The following is a 16017-nucleotide window of genomic DNA, read 5'->3' as shown; positions in this document are numbered from 1 at the left end:
TACCTGATAGCTAAAAGTAAATGTCATTCGCCAGACAAGATGGAGTGTGTTATCAGATATTTTGTTAGTAGCCGCAATATTGCTGAGATTGAAACTCATTGGCGATCACGAAACAGAACAGAAACAGCCATTTTTTGTCGTATTTTAGACAATAAATGTTAGCGTAAGACATTGGCGAGAGAGACCAAAGGAGAAGAAGATGCAGCGGCGTATGGCAACTCTGGAAGATGTGGCTCGTGAGGCCGGTGTATCACAACAGACGGTTTCGCGCGTGCTGAACAGGCCTGATGTGGTTTCTGAACGAACCCGTGACAAAGTCATCCACGCCATGCAGGCGTTGCACTACGTGCCTAACCGTTCGGCACAGTTGCTGGCGGGGAAATCGGCGCTGTCGATTGGGTTGATTACCGCGTCGTTAACGCTGCATGCTCCTTCGCAAATCGCCGCCGCGATAAAGAGTCACGCGGGCGCGCATCAGCTGGAGGTTGCTATCGCGATGCCGGTAACGGCCGATTACGCTTCTCTTCAGGCACGTTTGCATGAGTTTCGCGCGCAGAATATCCGTGGCGCCATCATCAATCTTCCCCTGGAAAGCAGCCTGGCGGAAAAGTTGGTCAGTGAGAACCCGGATATTAGCTGTCTGTTTTTAGATATTTCGCCGGAAACCGATGTCTGCTCGGTGCGGTTTAATCATCTGGACGGCTGCGGCGCCTGCGTCAACCATCTCTGGACGCTGGGGCATCGGGAGTTCGGTCTGCTTGCCGGGCCAGAGAGTTCCGTCTCGGCGCGAATGCGGTTGAGCAGCTGGCGCGAAGCCTTGCACCGGCTTGGGGTGAGCAACGCGGTAACGGTTTTTGGCGACTGGAGTGCGGCCAGTGGCTGGCACAAAGCCTTTGAGCTGTTGCATCAGCAGCCGCGCATTAGCGCGATCGTTGTCGCGAACGATCAAATGGCGCTCGGGGTGCTGAGCGCGCTGGCACAGCTTAATCGCACCGGCAGCAGGGCGGTTTCCGTTACCGGCTATGACGATACGGCGGACAGCCTCTATTTCCAGCCGCCGTTAACAACCGTTGCGCAGGATTTCGATAAGTTAGGGAAAAAAGCCGTTGAGCTGTTAGTTCAGAAGATGGCCGCACCGCAGATGCGCATCCGTGAGCTGCTGCCGACGCGTTTGATTGTCCGGCAGTCAACCTGGCCCTGCGGCGGAGAAAACGAGGATGAGAAGGGGGCAGTGATTGCCCAATTAAAAACGCTGGTGGAAAGGTTGTGAATTTTCCGCGTCTATTTAGCCTTGCAGCAGAAAGGCGTATTGGCCGGTTGCGGCAGTAACAAGCGCCTGCTCAGGTTACTACCTCATATAGCGTCGTGAGTAATGTCGTGATTTTATAGATTAACGTTGCACGGCGTAAACAATGCCCGCTGCCAGGCATTATTGCATAATGCTTAGTGCGCGAGGAGAGGACGTTGAAGTGATCAACTACACGGTGAATTTACGAGTCGATCTTAACTCTCGCACAACAGAATGCGGCAAGCAACGTCCATAAATTAGGGATTCGTAATCATGACCAGTATCATCAGTTATCTGACAGGTGCATTGGAAAAGTTCGCCTGAGGTGGTGTATTCATATAACTTTGCCTGTTCGGCATTAGCTATAAAGTCGATCTTTATGACAGCCTTACTTACCCAAAAGCCGGGTATTTTCTGTTTGGTTAGTAGGTTTTTGAGCATGTTGGCGTAGCGATGCACAATGTAACTTTGCAGATTATATGTGGGGGTAGTTTTAGACAGAATAAGAGGAAAAATCATTGAGGAAAGGCAATTATCCAGAGCTAACGATTTAAGCTGGCCTATAGACCAGTATCCTTTAAAGTCGTTGTTTCTGCTAACAAAGCTCCCATTAAGCGCATTCACTATACCTTTTAATTCACTTCGACGTGCCATAAGTTAATTCCTGGTTGCTGCCCATAAACATTATGTGCAACTTTAACTTTCATTAATATCTGTGCGCAAATTTTTAGGCTGATATCTCCGGGCTCTGGGGGGCTATCAGTCATTATTACCCAACGGATTTTTGTATATCCGCTTCTGCCACAAAGTGCACATCCATCATCAAACGTACAGTCAACAGTCAATTAATCCAGTCTGTTGGCACCTGCCCAAACCTTCCCATCAAGCGCAGCACACAAGTCAATAACGCAGTGCTCTCATCATTTCTATTATCGCTACGCTACCTTATAAAGGCTGCCGCACAGCCTTTATAATTTAACTGAAGCGCTTATTCCAGTGCAGCAAGGATCGCGGCTTCCATTTTCTCTGGGGTAGAGATCGGTGCAAAACGCTTAAGTGGTTTGCCGTCGCGTCCGATCAGGAACTTAGTAAAGTTCCATTTGATTCGCCCACCCAGCACGCCGGGCAATTCGGCTTTCAGGTAACGAAACACCGGGTGCGCCAGGGCGCCGTTGACCGCCACTTTCTCAAACATCGGAAAGCTCACGCCATAGTTGATGTGGCAGGTCTGCGCGATGTCGTCAGCACTGCCGGGTTCCTGCTTACCAAACTGATTGCAGGGAAAACCCAGCACCACCAGCCCTTGGGCGGCGTACCGCTTATAGAGCGATTCAAGGCCCGCGTACTGTGGCGTAAAGCCACAATGGCTGGCGGTATTGACCACGAGCACCAGCTTGCCAGCGTAGTCGGCCATAGGGATCGGCTGGCCACTCAGGCTGGTGGCGGTAAGTTGGTAAAACATGGTCATATCGACATCCTCAGAATACTCATATTGCAGATGGCTTGTGTAAGACAGGATAGTTGCCCGTCGAGCAGAATGGCATATTTTTCACATCAGCTGCTGACGCAAAGCTGCCTGTGTCAGCAGCAAGGGCAGCGATGAGCGAGACGCGGGCATAGCTGCTCTACGTCAAGGCTGCCTTACATAACGTAACGATGCCGGGAAAAGTCGAAAATCCCTACGCGTTGTATAATTCAGGCATAACGCGACAGTTGCAGGCTGTACAGCCGTTTAATCAAGCAATATTCATTAAAGGTTATGGGCGAATTAGCCGATAAACGCAGTCTACTACTTCTGACCTTGAGTTTTGCCATAGATAATTTCCCGCTCCGGCAGGTGAAATGGCACCGTAGAAACTGCGGCATCAGCCAACAACGGACCCGACCACCATGAACACTGTGATCAAACCTACTCTTTCCGCCGTTTGGTCCACAGACGCTCAGGGCATTTGCATCACCAGTCAGGAAAGCCCTGCTGGCCTTATACCCACACTGGAAGGCGTAACGCTAAGTGCATGGCTGAGGCTCGCACAGGCTGATGATGATGCGCAGATCGCGCTGCAACTGACTGCGGCGTTGGAATGCGTCACGCCTTTTCATATCGAAGTGCCAATCCGTTGTCTGGATGGCACGACACGCTGTGTGATAGTTTCAGGCCTGCCTGACTGTCCACCCAATGTTCCTTGCCTGCAATATAGCGGCTTCATTTTTGATATAACCGGGCAGCGCAAAGCCCTGGAGGAAGCGCTGCGCACGGCGGCGGAATACCGTCTGTTAATTGAAAACAGCACTGACCTGATCGCCCATTGCGACGCAGACGGCAGGTACGTTTCAATCTCGCCTTCTTACAGCAAAATGATCGGTTGGTCAGCCGATGAGATGAAAGGTCAACCGGTGGTGGATTTCCTGCACCCCGATGACCGGGCATCCGCTACGGATGCACTGGTATTCCTTTTCAACGGTGGCGTGCGGTCGGATGTGGTCGAGGTGCGTAAGCGGCATCGCGACGGTCACTACATTACGCTTGGCACCAAGGCCTGCGGCGTCAGCGACCCTTCCACCGGCAAGAACATCGGTGCCGTGCTGGTTTCGCGGGATATTACTCATGATAAAGAGCGGATCCGCAAGCTCGAAAAACTGGCCACCCGCGACACGTTAACTGGGTTGCCTAATCGGGCCTGGATCAACGACCGGGTGAGCCACATGCTTGCGCAGGAAAAAGATCTGGCCTATACCACCGTCCTGTTTATCGATTTGAACGGGTTCAAGGCGGTCAATGATTCGATGGGGCATGCAGTAGGGGATGTTTTGCTACAGCTGGTAAGCGAGCGGCTACGACGCTGTATGCGCCCTGGCGATGCGGTGGCGCGTCTGGGCGGAGATGAGTTTGTGGTAGCCGCGAAGTGTACCAACCGCAAGGCGGCATCTGCCATCGCCCGGCGCATTATTAACAGCCTGAAAGAGCCATTTGCTATCAATAGCACAGAAGTACGCATTGGGGCGTCTGTTGGCATTAGCCTCGCACGGTTCGGGGCGGCATCGGCCAACATGCTGTTTGAAAATGCCGATAAAGCGATGTACCAGGCGAAAGCACGACAGGATGGGTCATATCAGTTTTTCGAGCCTGCGGCGCAGCCGTTACGTCATTAGCATAGCGTTGGCTCTGTTCTGCGATCTCTTGTGGTGTCTGCCTGGCATAAAGCCGGCGCCTGAAAGCGAGAAGCGGAAGCACAGCTGCCCGAATGCTTGTGCCGCGCCCTGACGGGCACTGTACGTCCAACTCTCTGTTTTCAGAAAAAAACGCGATTAGTTATCGACTTCCCGGGCCGTCAAGCAGCGGATCGGCCAGTGTAGCCCTGGTTTTAGGCAGGCACTGCGGATAGTTTTGCTGAATAAACTCAATCATCTTTTCCCGCACGTGGCAGCGTAAATCAAAGGCCATGGGGGAGTTTTGTGCCGTCATCAATAATCTGATGGTCATGGTTCTGTCATCAGTATCCGTTACCTGCAGCACCTGAGTTTCCTGATCCCAGAGCTTTGTTTCACTGAGGATTTTTTCGAAATGCTGACGCAGAGGTTCTAACGGCATGGAGTAGTCAAGGTAAAGGAAAACGGTGCCTAATATTTGGGCGTTATTACGCGTCCAGTTCTGGAAGGCGTTTTCTGTAAAGTAGGTGATGGGCAGAACCAGCCGGCGCAGATCCCAGATACGCACCACCACATACGTCAGGTTTATCTCCTCAATCCAGCCCCATTCTTTTTCAACCACTACAGCATCATCAATTTTAATCGGTTGGGTGAAGGCTATCTGAATACCGGCAAACAGGTTAACGAGCGACTTTTGCAGGGCAAAGCCAATTATTATTCCGGCCACCCCGGCACCGGCCAGAATTGTGGTGCCGAATTTTCGCACGCCGGGGAAGCTGAGCAGGATCAGTGAAACACACAGCGTCACGAGCAGGACGATAGCGACCTTTTTTACATATATTATCTGCGTACGGATTTTACGGGCACGAAGATTATTAGAAAGATTAATGTCATAGCGGATAAAAAGCATATCCTGCACGACATTAGTCAAACGAATCAGGATAGAACAAAGCGAAAGTATAATGAAGGTATTAATAATCGTTGTAATAAGATCAAGATAGTGCGGGTGAATATTAATATAATTAAGCCCGACGTTGATTAACATCAGCGGGATGAAAAGAAAAATTGATCCGCGAAGATGCTTTTCAAGGGATTTAAATAATTTCCTGTCACGATTCTGCCAGTAGCGGATGAACCTGAGAATGATGAATCGCGCAACGGCCCCCGCAGCGAAAGAGAGCGTGACGAGCAATAAAGCAGGCACCCACGATGGCGCGCCAGATAACTCATCGAATAGTAATGGCATTCTTTTCCCTTATATCCAGCAACAACCACAGGCTGTCAGCGAAGTCATAAACATCCAGTAACCGCTGTCTTCACGGTTATCTGCAGCGTAAATGGTTTACGCAGATGAGTTTATGAAAAATTCTGTTAACTGACGCAGTAAACGTAAAAAAATCGGACAAAACCGATAATTCAGATGAGTTTTTTATTTAATTAATTGAAATTTATAATAATTTTTATTTATCAGCCAGTAAGCCGGGCGACCATGCCTGTATCGTATAGATCTTGAGCGGTGGCCTGACGGAAGGAGGCTCACCAGAAGCATAGCGTCAGATCGCCGCCGGATTCGATAAGCAAAACCAGCCTTCGCGATAATTCAGACGAGCGTGGCAGCCGTAGAGAAGGAAGAGCAGGTATGTCCGGGCAATACTGAAAGCGATGAAAGGGAATGATAATCAGCCGCTAGCATGTTCGGGCGTGAGCGTTCTCTGAATGTTCAGGCTTCGCTTTGCGCATAACCTGCCTGAACGCGCCGGGCGGCATACCGTACTGTCGGCTGAATGCCCGCGTAAACGTCTGCTGCGACTCAAAATCATAGCGCAGGGCGATAGTTATAATTCGCTGGTCGCCGCTGATAAGCTCATCAGCGGCGGCCTTCATCCTTTCCAGACGAATAAAAGCACCCAGGCTGATACCGGCGTAGCGCACAAAGCACCGGTTCAGATACCACTTTGAATAACCGTAGCGGGCCGCCACCTCCTGAACGGTGACTTTTCTGGTTAAGTTTTCTCTTATCCAACATACCAGCCCCGTAAAAAATACGTCGTCCGACAGCATATTGTTATTCCCGCTGGCTGCCCAGGTTTGATAAATATCGATACGAGCCTGCACGGGCAGGTACGCAATGAGGCACGGCCTGGAAACGCTTATGCGCAGAAAGCATCAGAATGTATAGGTAAAGCCGACCGTGCCCGTTGCTTCATTGCGCCGGGAAACAACAGGGCTGTCGGCTACGCGATCGCCAAGCCAGGTATAGCCCGCGCTGATAAGCGTTCCCCAGTGAGGATCAAACTGGTGGCTCCAGATCAGAGAGGTTGCAATACCGTAAAAACCGCCCGGCGCGCGGTAGCGCGTAAACCTGCTGCGCTGGCTCTGCGCCTGACTGACGCCGTACCAGGTATTCATATAGCGGGCATCGCCAAATAATGCCGCGGTTTGCAGCGCGACGGTATCGCTTTCACTCTGCACCGGCAGAAGGGTCAGGGATGCCTGATAATTGATGCCCTGATCGTCACTGAACGGCAGAACCGCTTTGCCCTCGGCGCTGAGCCATGGCGTGACCTGCCAGCCGATGGCCAGCGCTGTATTGACCGTGGGATCGATTTTGCCCATGCCCTTCAGCCTCTTACCGCCGTCACGCCAGTCTGAATTTTTGTCATCTCGTCCGAGGTTGTAGCCCAGCGTATGTTCCAGGTAGAGTCCACTGTTGCTTTGTAAATCGTAGCCAATGCCTTTTTGAGCATCCGCAAAGAAGGCACCGTGTCGGGCCTGGAAAACCGGAACCGGCTGAAGGCGGGTTTGATCCGAGCCGCTGTAGCGGGGCGCAGACTGTGCGCCGACGCCGACGGTCACGCTATTTTGGGCATCACCGCTGTCCGCGCGGGCCGTCGCTGAAGTTGTCAGGGCCAGACCGGCGATATACAGCAGTGCTTTTCTGGTTATCATCACCTTACCTCTTATGGGTTCATTCCACTTTGCCGATACACCCGTATCGACAACCCGGAGTATCCTGTGGGTGTGTCAATAAACGGCCAGGGAATTGTGAAGAAAGTGTCAAGGTGAACCATGCAAAACAAAAAAATTCTTATTATTGAGGACGACGCAGATGCGGTTGAGGTGCTTGAAGCCTATTTACGCCGCGAAAACTACGAAGTTCGCGCGGCCGGGGACGGGGTGTCGGGCCTGGAAATAGCCGGGCGCTGGCACCCTGATCTGATCCTGCTGGACGTGATGCTGCCGGGTCTTAACGGTACGGAGGTATTGGCAAAAATCAGGCGCAGCAGTGACGTTCCTGTGATTATGGTAACGGCCATCGGCGACATGCCCGATCGCATCGGCGCGCTGCGCTACGGTGCCGACGACTACGTGGTCAAGCCCTACCATCCCGGAGAGGTTGTGGCGCGCGTGCAGGCCGTGCTGCGGCGAAGTCAGCCAGCGGTTCAGCAAGAGGAGGTGCTGCGCTGGCAGGCGCTGGAGGTTCATACTTCGGCCATGACCGTAACCGTTACGCGCGGTATTGATGATCTAATCAACGTGGACGTGACCCCAACCGAGTTTTTATTACTGGTGACGATGATGCGCGCCCCGGTTCGTGCGCTCAGCCGTCAGTTTTTACTGGAGCGGTGCCTGCCTGAAAGCGACGCGCTTGAACGCGTGGTCGATACACATATCTACAACTTGCGCAAAAAACTTGAGGCGGCCGGCATGAAAGAGGTTCTTCTTAACGTACGCGGCGTCGGCTACAGGTTCCGGCAGCCATGAAAAATCCACAGCTGCAAACCCTGTGGCGTTGGATCTGCGTTCGCATTCTGACGCTTGCCATCGGTACCGTTGTCCTGATAGCGCTGTGCATGTGGCTGCGCTTTACGCTTCAGTATCTCTGGATCACCTGGCATATGCCCCACGCGATACTGCAGGAATTCCTGGTTCTGCGTGAAAACCCTAATCTTAATCCGGCGCGTTTTCATCAGATCATTGATAGCTGGTGGGGTATCGGCTATTCCGATCCCTCCATCGCCTCTTCGGACTGGATCACCGTCGGCGTCCTGGTGCTGGTGACGATTCCATTCATTGCCTGGTTCGGGCTGCGCCATGCCCGCCCGTTGTCGGCTCAGTTCAGCCAGCTCAGAGGCGCAGCTGAACAGGTAACGGAAGGTGACTTCGGTGCGCAGGCTGCGCTGACGCCGTCGGCACCAGCAGAACTGGTGCAGTTCGCACAAAACTTCAACGCCATGACGCGCCAGCTTGCGCGTTATGAAAAAGAGCTTCGCGCCTCACATGTCGCTATGGCGCATGAGCTGCGCTCCCCGCTGACCGCAGCCATGGTTCGGCTACAGGCGCTGCTTGACGGCGTGTTCAGCGCGGATGGGCGACAGCTTGCCATGATCATGGGCCAGCTGAACTGCCTGCGTAGGCTGATTGATGAACTGCAGCTGCTTTCACTGGCGGACGCCGGGCAGCTTAGCCTGGAAAGGGTTCGCTGCTGTCCGTCCGAGATCCTGCGCTATCGCCTGCAGTGGATAAAATCCCAGCTTGATGAAGCAGGCATTTATCCGGTTGCCGAACTGGCTGAAAAAACGCTGCTTAACGTCGATCCGTTTCGTCTGGGGCAGGTTTTTACCGTCCTGCTGGAAAATGCGCTGCGCTATGCGGGTTCCGGCACCAGCCTGTATCTGAGCAGCCGCAGCACAGACGGGCATTATGAGATTATTTTTCAGGACAAAGGGCCCGGCGTGCCGCCGGCGTTTCTTGAAGTCATGTTTGAGCGCTTTACGCGCGGAGAGGCCTCACGGGCACGGCATTCTGGCGGGAGCGGGCTGGGCCTTTCAATTGCACGCGCTATCTGTCAGGCGCACGGCGGAACGCTGGACGCCACGCTGCCGCCTGAGGGCGGATTAAGAATGCGGATCGTGCTGCCTCACGATGCATAACGGTTGCTGAGGGTCTTGACACTCCCTTGATGGAATGTGGCCGGGTTCTTGATAATGGCGAGGTTTAATGGCGCAAAACTCAATTGAGGAACTGCGCCATGTCAGACAACCTTCCAGGCCTGATAAAACAGGGGGCCTGGCAACTGCTGGATCTGCGACATCATAGTGTCTTACTGCTGCTCGGCCTTGTGCTGATGGCTGTTATGCTGACCGGCTGCGATCGGCAAAAACAACAAAATCCACCCGCACCGCGTCCGGTTGAATGGATGACGATCGGCCCGCGCACGGCTCCTGCTCAGCAGACGCTGACCGGTGAAGTCCGCGCGCATGATGAAACCTCCCTGAGTTTCAGGCTGGAGGGCCGCATACTGACGCGCAGTGCCGACGTCGGGAGCCGGTTCAGCCAGGGCGACACGCTAGCCGTGCTGGACAGTCCGGCGGCGCTGAACCAGGTTATCAGCGCGCAGGCTGATGTCAGCAGCAGCCGGGCCGCAGAAAAAGTGGCGCTGCTTAATCTGCATCGAATGCGTCTTCTGATGCCGTCCGGTGCTATCGCTCGTGCTCAGCTGGATACGGCCACGGCTGACTGGCAGGCGGCGCTTTCGCGCACGCAGAGCAGCGAGGCGGCGCTGAAAAATGCGAAGGAAAACCTGCGCTGGACGGCCCTTACCGCGCCTGCCAGCGGCGTGGTAACGGGCGTCAGCGCATCAGCAGGGCAGGTTGTCAGCGCCGGGGAAACGGTATTTACCGTTGCCGCTGGCAATGGCCGCGACGTCGTGTTTGACGTTGCCAGTCCTGCAATGGTATCCCGCCAGCCCGGTGCCGTTTTTCACCTTGCACTGCTGCGGGATCCGACCGTAAGCGCGCTGGGACATCTGCGCGATATCAGTCCGCAGGCCGATCCGCAAACGCGAAGCTGGCGAGTGCGGGTCACGCTGGATAATCCACCGCCCGATATGGCGATGGGCGCCAGCGTCACGGTCACGCTGCCGGCCGCAGAAACGGCAGCTGAGGCGGTTATGGTGCTTCCGGCGTCGGCCCTGACGCGCCAGGCAGGCGATCCCGCCGTATTTGTACTGGATGCGGTTAACAACCGGGTCCGTCGGAGAGCCGTGCATATCGCAGGCTATTCGGCAGATTCCGTATTTATACGCGCCGGGATCGCGCCCGGGGAGCGGGTCGTTACGGCGGGGGTCAGAAGCCTGCGTGACGGCGAGCGCGTGGCCTGGAGCAAGGAGGATCAGGATGAAGCAGAGCTTTAACCTTTCCGCCTGGGCGCTGAAGCAGCAGCAGTTAATTGCCTTCCTGATGCTGCTCATTATGGCTGCGGGCATCATAAGCTATGAGCAGCTTTCGCGGACTGAAGATCCCGCATTTACCATCAAAACGGCGGTGGTTTCTGCCCAATGGCCGGGCGCGAACCTCAGCGATACGGTCAGGCTGGTGACCGACACGCTGGAGAAAAAACTGCAGGAGATCCCCCGGCTTGACTACGTCCAGAGCGAGACGCACGCCGGGCGCAGCGTTATCTTTATAAACCTTCGCGATGATACGCCCCCTGCGCAGGTTGCCGACATCTGGTATCAGGTACGTAAAAAAATGCAGGATGCCGCCCCTTCTTTACCGCAGGGCGTGCAGGGGCCTGCCGTCAACGATGATTTTGAAGACACCTTCGGCACTATTTACGGGTTTACCGCAGAGGGTTTTTCCATGCGGGAATTAAGAGATCGGGTGGACAACATTCGCCGGGATCTGATGAGCCTGCCGGACGTGGGTAAAATTCAGCTGCTGGGCGAGCAGGAAGAGCAGCTGGTGGTGGCCTTTTCACCGCGTAAGCTGTCATCGATGGGGCTGGATTTACAGCAGGTCGCTGAGGCGCTTCGCGCGCAGAACGTGGTAGAGCCAGCGGGTACCGTGCGTACGGCCGATGACACTATAGCGCTGCGAGTCAGCGGGGCTTTCAAAAACGAAGAGAGCCTGCGCACGGTGACGCTGCGGGTAAACGGACGCTATATCCCTCTTACAGCGATTGCCGCCGTCGTGCGCAGACCTACAGAGCCGCCTGCGCCGCTTTATCGCGTCAACGGACAGCCTGCGATCGGGCTCGCCGTCTCGATGGCGCAGACCGGGAATATGCTTGCTTTCGGCCAGGCGCTGCGCGCGCGCATGGCAGGCGAGGCCGAACGGCTGCCGCATGGTATTGAGATGACGCGTATTGCCGATCAGTCCGCCGTGGTGGATGAGGCCGTCAGCGGATTTATGCACGTGCTCGTAGAGGCAGTGATCATCGTGCTGGCCGTGTCTTTTGTTTCACTGGGCCTGCGTGCCGGCCTGGTGGTGGCGGCAGCAATCCCGCTGGTGCTGGCTATGACATTTATCTGTATGCACCTTGCCGGTATTGGGCTACAGCGGATCTCGCTCGGCGCGCTGATTATCGCCCTGGGGCTGCTGGTTGACGATGCAATGATAACGGTGGAAACCATGGTGGCCAGGCTTGAAGCCGGCGATTCACGCGCCAGCGCGGCAACCTATGCGTTCACCTCTACGGCGTTTCCGATGCTGACCGGTACGCTGGTCATGATTGCCGGTTTTATTCCGGTCGGCTTTGCCGCCTCAAGCGCGGGAGAATACTGCTATACCCTGTTTGCCGTGGTGCTGATTGCGCTTATCAGCTCATGGATAGTGGCCGTGCTGTTTTCACCGTTGACCGGCAGCTGGCTGCTGCCGGGCACCCTGCAGAAACACGCCGCCGGTCCTGGTCGCCTTGGCGGGCTTTATCGCCGCCTGCTCGCCCGCGTTCTGCGATACCGGCTTCTGACGCTTGGCCTCGCGCTACTGGCGCTGCTGCTGGCAGGTGCGGGTATGACCCGGATGCAGGGCGAGTTTTTCCCGGCCTCGGATCGGCCCGAGCTTCTGGTCAGCCTGTCTTTGCCAGCGAATGCCTCTCAGGAGGCGACCCTACGTCAGACAGAGCGGCTGGAACAAGCCGTATCAGCCAGCCGCGACGTTGACCACTACTCGTCTTACGTCGGCACCGGAGCAGTGCGCTTTTATCTGCCGATGGACGTTTTACTTGATGATGAAAATACCGCTCAGCTGGTGGTGGTGGCCAAAAGCCTGGCGGCCAGAGAAAGACTGCGGCGCTATCTTGATGGCGTGCTTGCGCGGGATTTTAGCGACATCACCACGCGGGTTGCTCCTCTTGAGCTGGGGCCGCCCGTAGGCTGGCCCGTTCGCTACCGCGTCAGCGGGCCTGACTACCAGCAGGTCAGGGCGCAGGCAGAGCGACTGGCAGCAACGCTTGGCGCCTCTCCGCTGACGCGTGAGGTCAACCAGACGGCGGGCGAGCCTGAACGGGTTGTCACGCTGAAGGTGGATCAGTCGGCCGCGCGGGCAGCGGGCCTCTCTTCCGAGCTGATTGCCCGTTATCTGAACACGCTGTGGTCGGGAATGCTGATTACCACCGTGCGTGACGGGAACAGGCTGGTTGATGTCGTTCTCAAGGGCAACGATGAAGGGCGCCGTCTTGACAGCCTGTCCGGGCTGCTTCTGACAGCGCAAACGGGCGCGAAAATCCCGCTGGCGCAGGTGGCCACGCCGCAGTGGGGGCTTGAGGATCCCGTAATCTGGCGGCGTCAGCGCCTGCCGTTTATCACCGTGCAGACGGATCTTGCACCTGGCCTGCGCGCCGAAAGGGTATCGGCCGGGCTGAAGCCCGTTATTGACCGCTTCAGGGCCGGACTGCCGCTGGGTTACAGCCTCAGCGAGGACGGAGCCGTAGCCGAGTCCGACAAGGGCAACAGCTCTGTATTTGCTATTCTGCCAGTCACGCTGCTCTGTATGCTGGTGCTGCTGATGGTTCAGCTACAGCGCGTTTCCCGTATGCTTCTGGCGCTGCTGATGGCACCTTTTGGCCTGCCCGGAATCGTGCTGGCTATGCTGCCGACAGGCACGCCGATGGGCTTTGTGGCGCTGCTGGGCATCATTGCGCTTGCGGGCATGATTATCCGCAATGCGGTCATACTCATCACTGAGGCGGACAATAACCGACGCTCAGGTATGCACTATAACGCCGCCATTCAGGCCGCTGCCTCTCACCGCGCCCGCCCAATCCTTCTGACGGCCAGCGCAGCCATCCTGGGCATGATCCCCATTTCCCGCCAGATTTTTTGGGGGCCAATGGCGCTGGCGATTATCGGCGGGCTGATCGTGGCGACGCTGGTGACGCTCACCGTTTTGCCGGCGGCCCTGAGTCTGGTGATGCAGACGGAAGCGCGCCGGGCCAGCCGGAAAAATCTTCTGGCGCTGAAGCAGGATAGATAAAAGCTGGCCCTGTCCGGGCTTCTCTTTACGGACGGAGGCCAGCTTTCAGAACGGCGCTTTCCGGGAAACAGCGCTCTTCAGGGTCTGCAACTGACATCGGGTAATGCCCGAAACCCGATGGCGAATTTGGCTTATCGCAGCCTGTGCATGACGTACGCGCCACCGTTCAGGATCCTGATGCAGCTGAAGCCGGGCTTTTTGCCCGTTCGCTGTTCTTACCACTATGGCCGGGAGAAACGTCGACGACGGCATTCGCAGCGTTAGCGGGAAAGCGCAGCGTAAACCGATTGACGCCGTGCTCGCTGTTTACCTCACAGCTTCCCTGATGTAATCGCATAATGCTGCGCACGATAGACAATCCCAGCCCGCTGCTGCCCTGATGACGTGAGGTGTCAGCGCGCCAGAAACGGTCAAAAATGCGCGACTGGTACTCGGCGCTCAGCACCGGGCCATTGTTTTCCACTACCAGTTCGATGGCGTGCGGCTGCGCCTTGCTATAGACGTGGATTGTGGTGTTACGCTCGCCATAGCTCAGCGCATTCGCTATCAGATTCGCCAGCGCGCGTTGCACCAGCAGCGGGTCGGCAGACAGTTCGCCATCCAGCCTTATCTCAAGCCGCATCGCCTTTTCTTCCGCCATATTGTCAAAATAGCTCTGCAATTTCTCACCAGGCTGCGCCAGATCGATGCGCTGAATAGCTATCGACTGGCTGGCATCCTCCGCCCTGGCAAGAAACAGCATGTTGTCGATCATCCTGGCGAGACGCTCCAGCTCTTCATAATTGGAGCCTAATAACGCCTGATAATCGCTGAGGCTGCGCGTCTGGCTCAGCGCCACTTCGGTCTGGCCGATCAGCGTACCGATCGGCGTGCGCAGCTCGTGCGCCATATCCGCAGCAACCTGGCTCAGCTGTTGGTAGCCGCCTTCAAGGCGACCGAGCATTTGGTTAAAAGCAGCGATAAGCGGCTGCAGTTCAGCCTGAGCCTGATCGGGCATGCGGCGTGATAAATGACGCACATCGATCGCGTTCGCCTCGGTTGTCAGGCGGCGGAGTGGGGATAAACCGCGCCGCACCAGCCAGACGCTTATGGCTGCCACCAGTAAGGCAGCCAGGGAAGTCGCCAGGATAATTTGATTACGGTAGCCGTGCAGCGTTTGCGTGCGATTGCTCATCAGGCGACCGGTGACGATCTCAATCTGTCCGCTGCCGTCGCGCGTGGGCGTGAGTGCCGACGCCGCGATAAAAGGCGTGCCGTCGTCGCTGGCAAAGTGATGAACGGACGACAGCGTCAGCGGCTGGTCAGCGGCGACAGGCGTAATAAAGGGAAGAGGGCGCCGGCCGGGATTGACCGCAATCAGCGGTGGCTGGCCGGGAAAACGCAGCACCAGTAAAGACTCGGTGTTACCCAGCATATTGGCAAACAAACGCGGCTTCTGCTGGATAAGCGTAATGGCATCTTCATCGCGTAACAGCGTGCGGATCTGATCGATACGCGTCAGCAATGCGCCATCGTCGCGTAGCCCAATTTGTATGGCCAGCGAGTGATAAAGCGCAAGGCCGATGAACGCAAAAATGACTATCACCGTGGCGCTTAACATAAGCGACAGACGCGTCGCGAGAGAGTATTTTTTCACGGTTCTGCTTCGCAGCGATAGCCCACGCCGTGCACGGTATGGATCAACGGTTGGGCAAAGGGGCCATCAATTTTCTGCCGGAGGCGTTTAACCGCCACGTCCACCACGTTGGTGTCGCTGTCAAAATTCATATCCCACACGCGGGAAGCAATCAGGGTGCGGGTCAGCACTTCGCCAGGATGCAGCAGAAACAGATGCAGCAGGTTGAACTCTTTGTTGGTCAGGTCGATTCGCTGACCGTCGCGCTCGACGCGGCGTTTAACAATATCGAGCTGCAAATCGGCCAGCGTCAGCACATCCGGCAGCTTTTGCAGGCTGCCGCGTCGCAGCTGCGTGCGGACGCGCGCCAGCAGCTCGGCGAACGAAAAGGGCTTGACCAGATAATCATCCGCGCCCAGCTCCAGTCCTTTAATACGGTCTTCCAACGTGCCTTTGGCCGTCAGGAAGATCACCGGCGTGTGGATCTGTTTATCGAGCGCCGTCATCACCTGCCAGCCATCCATACAGGGCATCATTACGTCGAGTAAAATCAAATCGTAATGATGCTCCTGCGCGTAAAACAGGCCGTCCTGGCCGTTTTCCGCCACGTCGACGATAAACCCCGCTTCCGTCAATCCTTTGCGCATGTATTCGCGTGCCTTGACTTCATCTTCAATCACTAAAATTTTCATGCGCTTCTCCCTGTGAAC

General features: G+C 55.8%; 13 protein-coding genes. 6 read left to right on the top strand and 7 right to left on the bottom strand.

The window, feature by feature from the left end:
- The first annotated feature begins 199 nt into the window (after positions 1–199).
- Positions 200–1270 carry a LacI family DNA-binding transcriptional regulator gene (locus tag QZH36_RS02620; RefSeq protein WP_301729589.1) on the top strand — a complete coding sequence of 357 codons (1071 nt, stop codon included), beginning with the start codon at positions 200–202 and terminating at the stop codon, positions 1268–1270.
- A 207-nt stretch (positions 1271–1477) separates the two neighbouring features.
- Here QZH36_RS02620 and QZH36_RS02615 read toward each other — a convergent pair whose 3' ends face one another.
- A complete protein-coding gene (locus QZH36_RS02615; protein ID WP_301729588.1) occupies positions 1478–1942 on the bottom strand; it encodes a hypothetical protein in 465 nt (154 codons plus the stop codon).
- Positions 1943–2276: 334 nt separating this feature from the next.
- Positions 2277–2756 carry a glutathione peroxidase gene (locus QZH36_RS02610; protein ID WP_301729587.1) on the bottom strand — a complete coding sequence of 160 codons (480 nt, stop codon included), beginning with the start codon at positions 2754–2756 and terminating at the stop codon, positions 2277–2279.
- A 422-nt stretch (positions 2757–3178) separates the two neighbouring features.
- On the opposite strand from QZH36_RS02610, the gene QZH36_RS02605 reads away from it, so the two are divergent.
- Positions 3179–4438, top strand: a complete 1260-nt coding sequence (locus QZH36_RS02605) for a sensor domain-containing diguanylate cyclase (RefSeq protein WP_301729586.1) — start codon at positions 3179–3181, stop codon at positions 4436–4438.
- A gap of 160 nt (positions 4439–4598) precedes the next feature.
- On the opposite strand, the gene QZH36_RS02600 is transcribed toward QZH36_RS02605, so the two are convergent.
- From QZH36_RS02600 to QZH36_RS02590, 3 genes are all read right to left on the bottom strand, one after another.
- Positions 4599–5681 (bottom strand): mechanosensitive ion channel family protein, encoded by a 1083-nt coding sequence (locus QZH36_RS02600; protein WP_253454289.1) that lies wholly within the window; start codon positions 5679–5681, stop codon positions 4599–4601.
- 440 nt (positions 5682–6121) lie between these two features.
- Complete coding sequence (locus QZH36_RS02595) at positions 6122–6496, bottom strand: helix-turn-helix domain-containing protein (RefSeq protein ID WP_125290027.1); 375 nt, start codon at positions 6494–6496, stop codon at positions 6122–6124.
- A 105-nt stretch (positions 6497–6601) separates the two neighbouring features.
- On the bottom strand, positions 6602–7384 hold the full coding sequence (locus QZH36_RS02590; protein ID WP_301729585.1) for a MipA/OmpV family protein: 783 nt from the start codon (positions 7382–7384) through the stop codon (positions 6602–6604).
- Between the two features lie 120 nt (positions 7385–7504).
- Between QZH36_RS02590 and QZH36_RS02585 the strand changes: the two genes are divergently transcribed.
- The 4 genes from QZH36_RS02585 (at position 7505) to QZH36_RS02570 (ending at position 13692) form a co-directional block, all read left to right on the top strand.
- Positions 7505–8200 (top strand): response regulator, encoded by a 696-nt coding sequence (locus tag QZH36_RS02585; protein ID WP_125290025.1) that lies wholly within the window; start codon positions 7505–7507, stop codon positions 8198–8200.
- On the top strand, positions 8197–9369 hold the full coding sequence (locus QZH36_RS02580) for a sensor histidine kinase (RefSeq protein WP_253454287.1): 1173 nt from the start codon (positions 8197–8199) through the stop codon (positions 9367–9369). The genes QZH36_RS02585 and QZH36_RS02580 overlap by 4 nt, the downstream gene beginning before the upstream one ends.
- Before the next feature lie 98 nt (positions 9370–9467).
- Positions 9468–10631: an efflux RND transporter periplasmic adaptor subunit gene (locus tag QZH36_RS02575; protein ID WP_301729584.1), complete on the top strand. Its 1164-nt coding sequence runs from the start codon at positions 9468–9470 to the stop codon at positions 10629–10631.
- Positions 10615–13692: an efflux RND transporter permease subunit gene (locus QZH36_RS02570; RefSeq protein WP_301729583.1), complete on the top strand. Its 3078-nt coding sequence runs from the start codon at positions 10615–10617 to the stop codon at positions 13690–13692. The genes QZH36_RS02575 and QZH36_RS02570 overlap by 17 nt, the downstream gene beginning before the upstream one ends.
- A gap of 166 nt (positions 13693–13858) precedes the next feature.
- On the opposite strand, the gene QZH36_RS02565 is transcribed toward QZH36_RS02570, so the two are convergent.
- Positions 13859–15328, bottom strand: a complete 1470-nt coding sequence (locus tag QZH36_RS02565; RefSeq protein ID WP_301729582.1) for a heavy metal sensor histidine kinase — start codon at positions 15326–15328, stop codon at positions 13859–13861.
- Entirely contained in the window at positions 15325–15999 is a 675-nt protein-coding gene (locus QZH36_RS02560; protein WP_125290020.1) for a heavy metal response regulator transcription factor, read from the bottom strand. Before QZH36_RS02560 ends, QZH36_RS02565 begins: the two co-directional genes overlap by 4 nt.
- Positions 16000–16017 lie beyond the last annotated feature (18 nt).

It is taken from the genome of Erwinia wuhanensis, from assembly GCF_030484085.1.
Classification (GTDB): domain Bacteria; phylum Pseudomonadota; class Gammaproteobacteria; order Enterobacterales; family Enterobacteriaceae; genus Erwinia; species Erwinia aeris.
The sequence above is the reverse complement of the archived record's forward strand: the minus strand, read 5'-3'. Positions and strand labels throughout refer to the sequence as shown.